The 14,453-nt window shown below is 46.4% G+C and carries 8 protein-coding genes; 2 read left to right on the forward strand and 6 right to left on the reverse strand.

The window, feature by feature from the left end; translation table 11 throughout:
- Window positions 1–131: 131 nt before the first annotated feature.
- The 3 genes from gltB to CXK86_RS17060 form a co-directional block, all read right to left on the reverse strand.
- Entirely contained in the window at window positions 132–4,730 is a 4,599-nt protein-coding gene (gene gltB, locus CXK86_RS17050) for a glutamate synthase large subunit (RefSeq protein WP_101314137.1), read from the reverse strand.
- Window positions 4,731–5,402: 672 nt separating this feature from the next.
- A complete protein-coding gene (locus CXK86_RS17055) occupies window positions 5,403–7,685 on the reverse strand; it encodes a YhgE/Pip domain-containing protein (RefSeq protein ID WP_101314198.1) in 2,283 nt (760 codons plus the stop codon).
- Between the two features lie 206 nt (window positions 7,686–7,891).
- The gene (locus CXK86_RS17060) at window positions 7,892–8,473 is read right to left on the reverse strand and encodes a TetR/AcrR family transcriptional regulator (RefSeq protein WP_036611349.1); all 582 of its coding nucleotides are present in this window, start codon (window positions 8,471–8,473) and stop codon (window positions 7,892–7,894) included.
- Between the two features lie 382 nt (window positions 8,474–8,855).
- On the opposite strand from CXK86_RS17060, the gene CXK86_RS17065 reads away from it, so the two are divergent.
- Window positions 8,856–10,070 carry a UDP-N-acetylglucosamine--LPS N-acetylglucosamine transferase gene (locus CXK86_RS17065; protein WP_047841963.1) on the forward strand — a complete coding sequence of 405 codons (1,215 nt, stop codon included), beginning with the start codon at window positions 8,856–8,858 and terminating at the stop codon, window positions 10,068–10,070.
- A 275-nt stretch (window positions 10,071–10,345) separates the two neighbouring features.
- Here the strand turns inward: CXK86_RS17065 and CXK86_RS17070 are convergent, their stop codons facing one another.
- Together CXK86_RS17070 and thpR are read right to left on the reverse strand one after the other, a co-directional pair.
- Window positions 10,346–11,203 (reverse strand): cell wall hydrolase, encoded by an 858-nt coding sequence (locus CXK86_RS17070; RefSeq protein WP_101314138.1) that lies wholly within the window; start codon window positions 11,201–11,203, stop codon window positions 10,346–10,348.
- 130 nt (window positions 11,204–11,333) lie between these two features.
- Window positions 11,334–11,936 carry an RNA 2',3'-cyclic phosphodiesterase gene (gene thpR / locus CXK86_RS17075; protein ID WP_076251423.1) on the reverse strand — a complete coding sequence of 201 codons (603 nt, stop codon included), beginning with the start codon at window positions 11,934–11,936 and terminating at the stop codon, window positions 11,334–11,336.
- Between the two features lie 207 nt (window positions 11,937–12,143).
- Between thpR and CXK86_RS17080 the strand changes: the two genes are divergently transcribed.
- A complete protein-coding gene (locus CXK86_RS17080; protein ID WP_076251421.1) occupies window positions 12,144–13,100 on the forward strand; it encodes a D-2-hydroxyacid dehydrogenase in 957 nt (318 codons plus the stop codon).
- Window positions 13,101–13,223: 123 nt separating this feature from the next.
- Here the strand turns inward: CXK86_RS17080 and CXK86_RS17085 are convergent, their stop codons facing one another.
- Window positions 13,224–14,201 (reverse strand): TRM11 family SAM-dependent methyltransferase, encoded by a 978-nt coding sequence (locus CXK86_RS17085; protein WP_256720030.1) that lies wholly within the window; start codon window positions 14,199–14,201, stop codon window positions 13,224–13,226.
- Window positions 14,202–14,453 lie beyond the last annotated feature (252 nt).

The following is a 14,453-nucleotide window of genomic DNA, read 5'->3' on the forward strand; positions in this document are numbered from 1 at the left end:
GTTTTTTGATGGGGTTCTAATTTTGTCGAAAGCAAAATAGGAGCAATATGGTGCCGGAATGGCAACCATATTGCTCCTATTATTCTTAATACAACCTGTTCATGCACTTATAACTTTGAACAAGGAAGTTATTAACCTCCAGCACGTGCAAGTTCACGCATATTCGCTTCAAACGCTGCAAGCAGCGCTGCTTCTCCAGTCAAACCTGTTGCCTGAATCCGTTCGATCTGTTCTGTCATACGTTTGAAGTCCTTCGGAATAACCCGAACGAACTGATTCAGCGCATCTTGCCAGTTATCCAGAACGCGCTGACCGACAGCACTTCCTGTGTTGGCAACATGACGTTGAATCATGCCTCGCAGATCTGCACTTTCTGCCACATCTTCGATACGCTCCAAAAGAACCATTTCCAGATTACAACGTTTCAGGAATGTGCCTTCCGGATCATACACATAGGCAATACCTCCGGACATCCCTGCTGCAAAGTTACGACCTGTATCGCCCAGTACAACGACACGTCCACCTGTCATATACTCACAACCATGGTCGCCTACACCTTCAACAACTACTTTGGCGCCCGAGTTACGTACAGCAAATCGCTCACCCGCAATACCACGGATATACGCTTCACCGCTTGTTGCTCCGTAGAGAGCCGTATTACCAATAATGATGTTATCTTCCGCCTCAAACGTTGCTTTCGGAGAAGGCATCACGATCAGTTTACCTCCGGACAGTCCTTTACCTACGTAGTCATTGGAATCCCCTTCAACGGTCAAGGTCATACCTTTAGGTACAAAGGCCCCAAAGCTTTGTCCGGCAGAGCCGACAAACTTAAATTTAACCGTATCTTCAGGCAATCCTGCGAGTCCATATTTGCGTGTGATCTCACTACCCAAAATGGTACCTACTGCACGGTTAACGTTTGTAATTGGAAGCACCGCTTCAACCGGTTGACTGGATTCAATAGCAGCCTGTGCCAGTGGCAACAATTGTTGCATATCCAGCGTTTCTTCCAATTGGTGATTCTGATGCTGTGTACGGTAACGTGCAGAACCTTCCGGCATTTCAGGCACGTGCAGCAATACAGACAGATCCACACCTTTTTTCTTCCAGTGATCTACGGCTTCTACCGTTTCGAGGCAATCTGTACGTCCGACCATCTCCTGAATAGTACGGAAACCAAGATCAGCCATGATCTCACGCACATCTTCAGCAACAAATCGCATGAAGTTAACCACATGAGCTGGATCACCCATATAATTTTTACGCAATTCCGGATTCTGTGTCGCTACACCAACCGGACAGGTATCCATCTGACAGACACGCATCATGATACAGCCAAGTGCAACGAGCGGTGCCGTAGAGAATCCATACTCTTCTGCTCCTAGCAAGGCAGCAATCGCCAGGTCACGGCCGTTAAGCATTTTGCCATCTGTTTCGAGGACAACACGGTCACGCAGATTGTTCAACATCAACGTTTGATGTGTCTCTGCAAGACCTAGTTCCCAAGGCATACCTGCGTGGCGAATCGAACCTTGCGGCGATGCACCTGTACCACCGTCATAACCGCTGACAAGGATAATATCGGCACGGCCTTTGGCTACACCAGCTGCGATGGTACCCACACCCACTTCCGATACCAGCTTCACGTTAATCTCAGCACGCGGATTGGCATTTTTCAAGTCATAGATCAACTCTGCCAGATCTTCGATTGAGTAGATATCGTGATGCGGTGGTGGCGAGATCAGACCTACACCCGGTGTAGATCCACGAACTTCAGCAACCCAAGGATACACTTTACGTCCTGGCAGCTGTCCGCCTTCACCTGGTTTAGCTCCCTGAGCCATTTTAATCTGAATCTCGTCGGCATTAACCAAGTAGTTGGATGTAACACCAAAACGTCCGGATGCTACCTGTTTAATCGCACTACGACGGGAATCCCCGTTGCTATCTTTAATGAAGCGAGCCGGGTCTTCTCCACCTTCACCGGTATTGGATTTACCTCCAACACGGTTCATAGCGATGGCAAGATCTTCATGCGCCTCTTTACTGATCGAACCGAAGGACATTGCACCTGTTTTGAATCGACGCATGATATCTTCTACGGATTCAACTTCTTCGAGTGGAATGGAAGCTCCTACCGGTTTCAGCTTCAGCATGGAGCGAATGGTCAACAATTGATCATTCTCACCTTGCACAAGTTTGGAATATTTTTTATACAGCTTGTAATCCCCAGTGCGTACCGCATGTTGCAGGGTATGAATGGTTTGCGGATTGAACAGATGCTCTTCTCCGTCGTTACGCCATTGATAATCCCCACCGGAATCCAATACTTTATCGTTACCGTCTTTTTCCGTAAAGGCACGGTTATGATGTGTCAACGCTTCGGCTGCCACTTCTTCCAACCCAATTCCACCGATACGGGAAGGTGTCCAGGTAAAGTAACGGTCAACGAAGTCTGATTTCAGACCTACCGCTTCGAAGATTTGAGCTCCACGATACGATTGAATCGTAGAAATCCCCATTTTGGACAACACTTTAGTAACGCCTTTGGTAGCTGCTTTAATGTAGTTTTTCACTGCTTTCTCATGCGAGATACCACGCAGCAATCCTTGCTGAATCATGTCATCCAGCGTTTCAAAGGCCAGATAAGGGTTCACCGCACTTACACCATAACCCAGCAGCAACGCGTAGTGGTGAATATCACGCGGTTCTGCCGATTCAAGCATAATGCTGACTTTGGTTCTGGTTCCCTGGCGAATCAGATGGTGATGCAGACCTGCTACAGCAAGCAATGCAGGAATGGCAGCATTCTCTGCGTCCACACCGCGGTCAGACAGGATCAGAATGTTATGACCTTTGTCGATGACACGATCTGCAGCTTCGAAGAGCAAATCCATCGCTTTGCGAAGTCCTTCTGCCCCTTCCGCAGCGGTGAAGAAGATTGGAATCGTCATGGAGCGGAAGCCTGGGCGACGCACATGGCGAATCTTCGCAAAGTCTTCATTAGACAATACCGGTGTATCCAGACGGATCTGGCGACAACTCTCCGGTTCAGGGTTCAGCAAGTTGCGCTCAGGACCAATGGTTGTTGCCGTAGACGTTACAATCTCTTCACGGATTGCATCGATTGGCGGGTTGGTTACCTGGGCGAACATCTGTTTAAAGTAGTTGTACAGACGCTGTGGACGATCGGACAGCACAGCCAGCGGTGCATCATAACCCATCGAACCCGTAGCTTCCATACCTGTTGTTGCCATCGGCTCCAGGATTTTACGTAGTTCTTCAAATGTATAACCATAAGCGAGCTGAAGCTGGGTCACGTTATCATGTTTTGGATCAGGAAGTTCCGGTGCGTCCGGCAACTCGCTCAGATCCATCAAATGCTCATCAAGCCAATCCTGATACGGATTCTCGGCTGCAATGATTGCTTTTACTTCCTCATCCGCGATGATGCGGCCTTCTTGTGTATCCACAAGCAACATCCGACCTGGACGCAGACGATCTTTGTACAGGATCTCTTCCGGCGCAATATCAAGTACCCCAACTTCGGAGGACAGGATAATACGGTCATCCTTGGTTACATAATAACGAGCTGGACGCAATCCATTACGGTCAAGTGTTGCACCAATTTGCAAACCATCTGTAAAGGCCATTGCTGCTGGTCCATCCCAAGGCTCCATCATCGTGCTGTGATATTCATAAAATGCTTTTTTGGCAGGGTCCATGTCCTCATCTGTGCTCCAAGGTTCAGGAACCATCATCATCGCCACGTGTGGCAGGGAACGACCACTCAGATACAGGAACTCCAGCGTGTTATCAAACATGGCTGTATCCGAACCGTCCGGATTGATAACCGGTTTTACTTTCGCGATGTCGTTACCAAACAACTCGCTCTCGAACAAGGATTGCCGTGCATGCATCCAGTTCACGTTACCACGCATCGTATTGATCTCACCGTTGTGGATCATGAAACGATACGGGTGGGCACGTTCCCAGCTGGGGAAGGTGTTGGTACTGAAACGGGAATGCACAAGTCCAATGGCCGATTCCACGAGTTCTTCCTGCAGATCCAGATAGAACCCGCCAACTTGTTCAGTTGTCAGCATGCCTTTATATACAATTTTGCGACAAGACATGCTCGGAAGGTAGAACGAACCACCTTCTGCTTCATCTGCCGAATAACGAATAGCCAGCTCAGCGCATCTGCGAATAACATACAGCTTACGCTCGAATCCAAGCTCATCCTTCACATCTGCGGATCTTCCAATAAACACCTGACGTACATAAGGTTTTGCTGCAAGCGCAGAACGGCCAAGCATTTCATCAAAAGTAGGAACATCCCGGAAACCCAGGAACGTCTGACCTTCTTCTTCAATAATCTTCTTAAGGCTCTCTTCATGCGCACTGCGAATGGCAGGGTCCTGGGAAAGGAACAACATTCCTACGCCATAGAATCCCTGTTCAGGCAATGCAAAACCAAGACGTTCCGCTTCCTGTGCAAAGAAGCGATGTGGAATCTGAATCAGGATACCTGCTCCGTCACCGGAATTCGGCTCACTTCCCTGTCCTCCACGGTGTTCCATGTTACTAAGCATGGTCAGTGCCTGACTAACGATATCGTGTGAAGGTACTCCTTTGATGTTGGCAACAAAACCCATTCCGCATGCGTCTTTTTCGAACTGCGGGTCATACAGACCCTGTTTTGGAGGTAATCCGATGTGTCTCATGGAACGCAACCTTTCTATAATGAAGTATTTCGGAAAGATCAAGAACATAGGCAACAGGCAACAATGAAACGGGAGGAGCTGGCCTTTCGCTTGCGATAGAGCCTGCTAGATAGAAGAGGTGACAGCATGAGACTGTCAAAAATAATGCCTGCTATTGGGCAGAAGCCATTAAATGAGATGAGCTGATCCGGACGATCCGGCAAACAGCCTGTATAAATCAACACGCAGCCGCTGGCACGGCTACTGAAATGGAGCGACGTTTTTTTGATATAGTTCTATTATTTTAACACCGACCTAACATCAGCGCAATTTAAACTTTTTAATACCTCTGATAAGAAATGTTTTGCAGTACAGCTTTACAGTAGTGACGTTTAAATTCATCTCTTTTTCGAATAATTATACACTTTTTAAGCCAGAGTACAACTGAATTAAATTGCTGACAGAAGAAAATCGTTCCATGTGCCGCCTACGTTTATCCATAATTCCACCAAATTTTCACTGCTTAAGCCAGCGAAACTTTACTTCTCTATGCATTTGTATACAAAATAGCCTGCAACCCCTTTTTAGGGTCACAGGCTATTTGCACTATTTGACTACTATATTGCATAATTTCACTACAAGAAAATAAAGTTTTTTTTCAAAAATATGACCCTGCTGAAGATCAGGTTCGACTTATGCCGTCACAACTTGACCAGAATCAGCCTGTTCGACTTCTTTTTTCGGACGTCTGCCATTCCAGAGGAAGTAGGCAAGCGTCAGCAGAATGGATACACCTGCATAGATGCTAAGAATACCTGCCTGATGCCACATCACATCCAGATTACCACTCGATACTACGGCTTTGAAGCCCATAATGCTGTGTGTCATTGGCAACCAAGGGCTAAATGCCTGAAGCCATGATGGAATCAGTTCTACCGGGAAGGTTCCTGCACTAGCCGCAAGCTGGAAGACCAGAAGCAGAATGACAACATAACGTCCAGGCAGATCCAGCCAGGTTACAAGTGCCTGAACGATCAACATGAAGGTCAGCCCCGTAATAATGGTAAACAGATAGAACAGCCCTACGCTGTGCGTCTCCAGTCCAAGACCATATAACATGAAACTTGCCACGATAACTGATTGGAAAATACTTACGGACCCAAATACCAGTGTCCGGCTGACAAAACGATTCCAGCCTGTTGCACCAGGTACGGACGTTTCCCGCATTTTCAATACAATCGTGGAAATCAACGATCCCACAAACAGACCGATTGACAGGAAGAACGGTGTCAATCCTGTACCATAATTGCTCACGTTCTCTGCTGTATTCTCCGAGGAGTTTACCGGTTCAGCGAACATGTTCACTACATCATCCGTTTTCTTAACTTCGGATGTTTTCTGTGCGGCATCATTCAGCTTGGTTTCCAATTCACTCGAGCCATCTTTTAGCTCAGTAAGGCCGTCAGCCAGTTTGCCCGCGCCATCACCCAATTGCTTGGAACCATCGGTTAGTGAACTAACGCCACCACTGAGTTTACCTACACCCGTTTGCAAAGCTGTTGTTCCTGAGCCCAGCTGCTTGGCACCATCTGCAAGCAATGTACCGCCACTTGCAGCATCACCCAATTTGCCGCTGAACTGCTTCAGACCATCGGAGAGTTTCGCTCCTCCTTGACTAAGCTGCCCTGCACCAGCCAGCAATTGTTTCTGACCATCCACCAGCTGGTTCGCACCAGCAAGAAGTTGCTCCTGACCTCCATGAAGCTCGGTTGCACCCGCAGCCAGTTGCTGGTTGCCCTGATGCAGCTGATCTGCACCTTGTGCCAGCTTCTGCTCGCTCTCATGCAGTTGTGCACTGCCATCAGCAACAGCTTCACTTGCTGCAAGCAGCTTCTGTACATCCGCATTTTCAGCCAGTTCGGGGTTCGATGCAGCAAGCTGTTTCAATCCGGCGGCTACACCCTGTGCACCATCAGCAACCTTGGAGCTGCCATCTACAGCCGATTGCAGGCCTGTTGCCAGAGTGCCACTGCCCTGAACAGCACTTTGCAGACCATCCGACAGCTTTGCACTGCCCTGTTCTGATGATTTCAGACCAGCCTGCAACTTACTTGTGCCATCCAGTGAAGACTGGAGTCCAGTTTCCAACTTGGCGCTACCATCCTTCAACTGATCTGCTCCGCTCTGAAGCTGGCTCGAAGCAGCTGCCTGAAGCTGTTGCAGACCGGATACAAGATTTGATGTTCCACTTTCAAGCTTGGTTGCCCCTGTGTGCAGCGCGTTAACACCATCACTTAATGGAGAAAGTCCTTCCTGAAGTTCAAGCGTTCCGGATGCAAGCTTCGCCAGGTTATCCTTGAGCTTAACAGCACCATCATCCAGTTTGCCTGCGCCGGTATTCAGTTCACCCGCCCCATCGCCTGCTTCAGCCAAGCCATCCGATACTTCGGAGAACTTGTCGAGCAATGTTTCTGCATAGGATTCCGTTACTTTGGCTGAGACTTTTGCTTTCAGGTCCTTAATAGCGGTCTTACCGATCTGTGCACCAACAAAACTGTAATTGCCATTCGGTTCATAGATCAGATCAGCCGGCTCCGGGTTGTCATCCAGCAATGTTGTTGCCTGAGATGAGAAGTTCTCCGGAATCGTAATTTGCATATAATATTTGTCATTACTCATGCCTTCTTTGGCTTGACTGGCACTGACAAAGTCCCATTTAAAATCGGCATTTTTCTTCAGCTCATCCACCAGATCACTACCTACATGGAGGGATTTGCCCTCCAGCTCAGCACCTTTATCCAGATTGACAACGGCAACCGGCATCTCATCCACATGACCATACGGGTCCCAATAGGCTGCCAGATAGATGCCACTATACAGGATCGGTATAAACATAATTGCAATAACAGGGATCAACACCTTCGGGTTTCTCACGGCCGATCCCACATCCTTGAAAAACACGGATAAAGATTTCATGTCATTTTCTCCCCTTAATCTCTCTGCTCCATGAGCAGGAATAACCATAATGAAATACAATGTCGCATTCCAGAAAACATACTGAAACACGAAGTGACCACTTTCCTCAAACGGTCACTTTAGGACAAAAAAACAACCTGTCTTCCGACAAGCCTCCCTGCTTGATACGCGTGAAAATCCTTATATTATAGTAGATTAAATTTGGATTACGTTACAGCAGCAATTCCTTCCATTAAGAAAAGGCGAAAGTAAGTCTTAATTTCCTCTTTGCTCAGCGGTTGATGTTGTTTGCTCCAGTCTGAGGTGAGTGCAATATACAGGCGAATCATCATAAATGCGACGACTTGCGGATCACAATCTCGAATCTCTCCATTGTCTTTTGCTTTCTCAAGCTCCTTAGCCAGAAAGTCGGAGATTACTTTCTCCACCTTGTCCAAGCCTTCCTTGGCCTGCAGTGTTCCAAAGTCCTTCAGCTCCTGAGATAACTTAACGAGCAGATCGTGATCACGACGAAACTCTAACAAGGCATCCAGTACCCGAAACAGATTATCGAAAAATGCACTTTCCTGATGTACTTCACGATGCGCGATGTTCTTCATTTCCTGAATCACTTCTACCAGGATCTGATCAAACAATTGTTCCTTATTGGTGAAAAACGTATAGATCGTTCCTTTGCCAACGTTCGCAATCTTGGCGACCTGATCCATCGTCGTTGCTTTGTATCCAAACATGGCAAACGACTGGGCTGCTGCATGAATAACCTGCTGTCTCCTGTCAATCGGAGCCATCTAATCCCTCCTTTAATCACATTCATTGTTCAAATGCTCTACATAAATGACCAAAAATACAATTCAGTCATTCGGTCAAAAACTACAATACCACCTTCGAAAACAGATTGCAACCCTAACATTTTAAAAATTGTGTTAATATTTTTTAACCTAAATGCAGTGGAAACTCCGTCTGTCGTCGTCTATAGTGTAAGATGACTCAGATAATACGTGTATATAATGAAGTTTAAGTTGTCTCATTGTAAGATATATGGTGTAAATATTTATAGAAGAAACATGATTTTGTGCTTCAATGTATATTCATGTAGTAACGCATTCCATAGCTAGAATAAACAATGAATATCTTCTTTTTGAATTAAAACTTATGAATAAAGGTGAACTCATGCGAAAACCAAGAGTGCTCTTATTATCGGAAGGTTTCGGTACCGGTCACACTCAGGCCGCTCATGCGCTGGCACATGGCATCAAAAAAGTCAGTCCACATGTTCACAGTCGTGTCATTGAACTAGGCAAATTTTTGAACCCAACGGTAGCTCCACTAATTTTCTCTGCATATCGAAAGACACTATCAGTTCAACCCAAACTGGTCAGCCTGTTGTACCGCACACAGTACAATAAATCATTAAATGGTTTTACCAAGCTGGCGTTGCACCGAATTTTCTATACACAGACGGCACAGGTCGTATCCCAACTGAAACCCGATGCGGTGATCTGTACCCATCCTTTTCCGAATGCTGTCATCTCCCGGCTCAAACGCCAGGGTCTGAATATCCCGCTCTATACGGTCGTGACGGATTATGACGTGCACGGAACATGGATTAATCCGGAAGTGAACAAATATCTGGTCTCTACCCCTCAGGTCAAAGCATTGCTTGAAATCCGGGGTGTAGATCCCTCCCATATTCAGATCACGGGAATCCCTGTGCATCCAGACTTCTGGGAAGCTGGAGATAAGGTGAAGCTCCGGGAAGAGATGGGGCTTCAGAACATGCCTACAGCGCTACTTATGGGTGGTGGATGGGGACTTTCGTTTGATGAGGATCATATGAAAGCTCTCACGTCTTGGGCAGATCGTGTTCAATTGGTCTTCTGTCTAGGAAGCAATGAAAAAATGATCGCAAAAATGAAGGAAATGCCTTGCTTCCAGCACCCGAATATTCGTATTCTGGGATATACACGGGAAGTAAGCAAACTGATGGATGTATCCGATGTGCTGATTACGAAGCCAGGTGGCATGACATGCACTGAAGCGTTGGCCAAGGGTCTACCGATGTTGTTCATTCCTCCGATTGCAGGTCAAGAGGAAGAGAACTGTGAATACTTTGTACAAGCCGGATACGGCCACGTCATTCACTCTGCCGACGTGATCACCAATCGTTTCAGACAACTAGTGGAGCAGGCATCTACTCAAACTGAAAGCCCGCTGAACGTAGCGCATCATTCAGGTAACCATTCGGTCTATGATCCGAAGTGCTGTGCTCAAGCTGTTCATGACTTATTGTTTCCGACAACAGCCGAAGTCACAACAACCTCCTTGGAGCGCTTCACAGCCGGAATTACTGCCACGTCCTTGTCAGGTACCAGAATACCATTCTGACGCCTCTACGGACCTATAGAACAGCTCTCACGAGGTGTTATAGGGGACAAGACAATTGCTCACGATATACAAAGAAGGTTCCCTTCCGAATTTTTGGAAGGGAACCTTCTTTTATTTTCACTCATTCTACCGTATGATTTGGCAGAAAAAAGGGTAATTTAGAGTATAACGATATTTTTAAATAACGAAATAAAACTACGATTCAGGCTTTTTCAAGGGCCGTGTGAAGCACACACAGTTAACCACCCTGCCTGTTTGCAGAATTTACGGGTCGATTACTTGTAAAAAGTATGATGACCGATCGTTTTTACTTTTTTCTGCGAGCGAGCAACTGTCAGATCGTCGGCAAGCGTCAATGATAAGAAATAATACGTATCATCGGCAACTTCCTTCTTCCCGTTCAACGCAGCATTCACTGCTTTGATGCTGTCCTCGTTGGGAACCACACGTTTCATACGTCCGTTCGCTACAGGACTAAACTGGGATTTCTGATGGATGACCTTGTAAATGGTATCGGGAAAATTGGCTGACCGCAGCCGGTTTAAGACAACATTGGCAACTGCCACTTTGCCTTCGTACGGTTCACCTTCTGCTTCTGCCATGACGATTTTTTGCAGCAGATGCAGTTCTTTATCGGACACACTGTATGACCAGGTTGCAAGTTTCGAGTCTTCCTGGTTCAGAAGTTTGGTCCGTGTAAAGTATAGTTTTTGGGGGGGAGTTGTTACAGCAGCGACTTCTTTGGCACGTTTCACTTTGGCCAATTTCAGTGCAGCTTCTTTTTTGGCTTTGGCCGCAGCTACCGCTCTAGCTTTGTTCTTGGCCTTGGCTTCTTGCAGTTCCTGCTCTTCTTGAGCAGTCGTAAGCCAGTTCTTCGCTGGCAGAGATTCAGTCCACGCTACGGTTTGGGCAGACAGAGTAGAGGACAGACTTGTCCCATCTTCCATCATGCGCCTCTCTTCTTGCGTAGATGTTTGGTTATTTTGCACAGAAGCCGTAAGTTCGGTCATCTGTTTACTATCACTAGCTTCATTCCACTTCCCCGTCGCCTGAACGACATTTACCCCCACTATACATACAAGCAGCACTGATAACATCGGTGCTACCCAACGATTTTTGCTTATAATGTTCATTCGAAGATTCCTCCTGTCGAAACAATTCCCTTAACTAAGTAACCCAAAAAAAAGAATTTGAATAACGATGGCTAATATTACATAGGGATAAACGTTATGTCAATGTGATTTTATGGCATAAAAATGATTATCAGGAAAAAGTGAACGTATCCACGACCTCATACATTGGCGATTGTCCCAGCCTTGTCACATAAAGTTCAATGTCCTCCACCATCCATGAATTAACACCTGTGGAATGTTCCGGAAGAACTCCAGATATCCCTTTATTTTCATTACCTGGAAGCTGTCCCAGATATTTTCTGGCAATGGTAATGTGGGGAGCATAAGGTCTTAATTCAGCTTCATACCCCAGGGGCGAAGTCGCCTGCACGATTTGTTTTTGCAATGAAAACAAGTGCTCTATCTCTCCGCTAACACCTTTCCAAAGTACCTTAGGTGCTTCTTCAAGTCCAAATGTGCCCCAGTCGGAAAGCTGAAGTTCAAACGGCTGAAATCCGCTTGCTGCTGAGCGCAGTGCTTTTCGCAGGTGCCCGATGTCACTAACTAATGTATCCCCCAGAAATTGCAAGGTTATATGATAATCTCTATGATCTGTCCATTTACGAAAATCTAGCTTGTTCTGTACAAGCCTCGCATCCATCTGAAGAGACTGCTGAACAGCAACAGGAAGACGAATGGCTACAAACAATCTTTCCCGTCGGGATGAATGATCCTGATGTGATTGGTTATTCATTGCCTACACCTCTCTAAAGTTCGCTCTATTATTTCATAACTATACATATCGTTTCAAGTTGGGTAAGTATAGAGTGACACAAATATAACCATTTGCAAATAAGGCTAGATTCCTGCATTTCCCACCTTAATGCACATCCAACACCAAATCTGATACACTTTAATCATCAAACTCATCAAACTATTTATCTCAGGAGGACCACACATTATGGGTAAAATTGTATGTTTTCCATCTCTATCCGAAGAACAGCAACAACGCATTCAGAATGCTGCACCGGGATACACCCTGAAATTCGGAAAAGCCAAGGAATTGGACCCCGCTGAGTTGAAAGAAGCTGAGATTATTCTCGGCTGGTCCCCACTCGTCACAGAACATGCATTGAAACAGGACAGCCTGTTGAAATGGGTTCAGGTCTGGTCTGCTGGTGTGGACAATCTCCCCTTCGCAGATTTGCAACAAAAGAACGTTCAGGTCACCAGTGCAAATGGAGTTCACGCGATTCCAATCACCGAAATTATTCTGGGCATGATGTTATCCCATAGTCGCTGGCTGAGACAAGCTATGCTGCATCAACAGCAGGCCGAATGGAAAGCTCCTGCCAAACCACTGCCGGAACTGCATGGCAAAACAGCGGTCATCGTTGGTGTAGGTGAGATCGGTACGGAAACAGCCCGTATTCTTAAAGCACTCGGCATGCGCACGATCGGAGTTCGCCGCTCAGGTAAGGATGTCCCCAATGTGGACCAAATGTACGACATGACCGGTTTACATGAAGCCTTGAGCCAGGGCGATTATGTAATTAACATTTTACCGCTAACTGATGAAACCAAACATATATATGATCAAACTGCATTTGAGCAGTTCCGATCCGGTGCCTGCTTTGTCAATGTAGGCCGTGGCCCCAGTGTGAAAACGGAAGCCTTGCTGAATGCACTCCAAAACGGCCAAGTTGCCTTCGCCGCACTCGATGTGTTCGAAGAAGAACCTCTTCCTGCAGACCACCCGCTATGGGGCATGGAGAACGTGTTAATTACGCCTCATATCGCAGGAAGTACAGAGCAATACGCGGATCGAGCAGTCGATATTTTCGTCAAAAATCTGGAAGCTTACGTCGCTGGCGATACCCTGCCAGTGAACCTTGTGGATTATAGTCATAAATATTAACACAAACACCCGTTCCCATGCAATATTGTGCAAATTAGATCAACGATATCAATTGAAATGTACACAGTAAAAAACTCTACCTCTGGAAATTTCCTCAGAGGTAGAGTTTTTGTTTTTTCACGCTTACATACACAGCCAAATATGACGTATAAACGTGCCTTTGTGTACTGTTCGGTACTCTTTTACAGTCCATCCCGCTTCCAACAAGTGCTCTTCTACCCACTCTGTGGAAACAATCACCGCCCGTTTTGCCAATCTGCGCAAACTCTCCAGCATGGCTCGTTGCTCAGCATCCGGAAGTACAGAGCAGAGATTATAGGGCATGTCCAGAATTGCCGCATCATACAAATCTTGCAGTTCATTCATATCCCCCAGTGTGATTCGATCTGAATCATATCCATAATGCGGCAGATTGATTCGCGCACCTCGGACAGCCAGCGGATTGAGATCGTTACCTTTTGCATCAATTCCCATGGATAAAGCCTCAATCACAACCGTTCCCATACCACAGCATGGATCAAGCAACCGATGGTTTTCTACTCTCGGAACAGCAATGTTAACCAGCGCTCTCGCAAGCGTGATGCCAAATCCAGTTGAGTAATTTTGCGGCTTCTGCCGATGAATCTGCCATGATCGATCCGCTTCTGTCCACTGGCCCAAGATCCATTTTTCTCCTGTTCGGATTAGGCCGAAAGTCACCTTAGGTTGTTTCATCTGTGCCTTGCCTTTAATGCACATGCCAACTTCTTTTTCCAGTTGACGAGACTGTGCATAATCAGGGGCTTGATCCCCTTCTTTTAGACAAACTACCTTGAATGTCTCATCTGGCAACAGGTGAATATTTTTGGCAAGAGGAAGCAGATCCATCACAGTCTCCCCTTCGCCGATCACGTCTAGTCTGCCGTGGATAAAAGGACTGCGTCCAGGTGGAATACATCGTTCAGACCACACATACGACCCCATATCCATACGGATCTCCGAACTCGGTTCAAGCAGCGTAGTCAGCTCCAGCATGCATAATCCTTGCTCGTTCTCGTGGCAAGCAAAGGTGTAGAGGTGTTTCCCAGAAGTAGCGTACATACCAAGTGTTTCTTCAGGCAAAATTCCCCTCTCCTTCCTTCATTAATCATGTTTCTTCTATATAAATAGTAAGCTCATTGAAGACATATCAAATATGACTCATACGTTTGCTTTCAGGTAGTCATTGTATACAATGTTAGGCTCCTAGACAACTATCCATTTCCTTGCACGTATCTATTTGGAAGAAAAAAAATAAGGTGTTCCCATGTTGAGGAACGCCTTACTTTATTTTGAGATTATAACACTGGAAATCTAATCGTTCTTGCCAGTAAA

The organism is Paenibacillus sp. BGI2013 (assembly GCF_002843485.1).
GTDB classification, from domain to species: Bacteria; Bacillota; Bacilli; order Paenibacillales; family Paenibacillaceae; genus Paenibacillus; species Paenibacillus amylolyticus.

Bases quoted from the DNA above. Each gene is read 5' to 3' on its own strand.
- CXK86_RS17070 (WP_101314138.1), bottom strand. From the start codon at position 11,203: ATGAACATTATAAGCAAAAATCGTTGGGTAGCACCGATGTTATCAGTG.
- CXK86_RS17055 (WP_101314198.1), bottom strand. From the start codon at position 7,685: ATGAAATCTTTATCCGTGTTTTTCAAGGATGTGGGATCGGCCGTGAGA.
- gltB (WP_101314137.1), bottom strand. From the start codon at position 4,730: ATGAGACACATCGGATTACCTCCAAAACAGGGTCTGTATGACCCGCAG.
- CXK86_RS17080 (WP_076251421.1), top strand. From the start codon at position 12,144: ATGGGTAAAATTGTATGTTTTCCATCTCTATCCGAAGAACAGCAACAA.
- CXK86_RS17060 (WP_036611349.1), bottom strand. From the start codon at position 8,473: ATGGCTCCGATTGACAGGAGACAGCAGGTTATTCATGCAGCAGCCCAG.
- CXK86_RS17065 (WP_047841963.1), top strand. From the start codon at position 8,856: ATGCGAAAACCAAGAGTGCTCTTATTATCGGAAGGTTTCGGTACCGGT.
- thpR (WP_076251423.1), bottom strand. From the start codon at position 11,936: ATGAATAACCAATCACATCAGGATCATTCATCCCGACGGGAAAGATTG.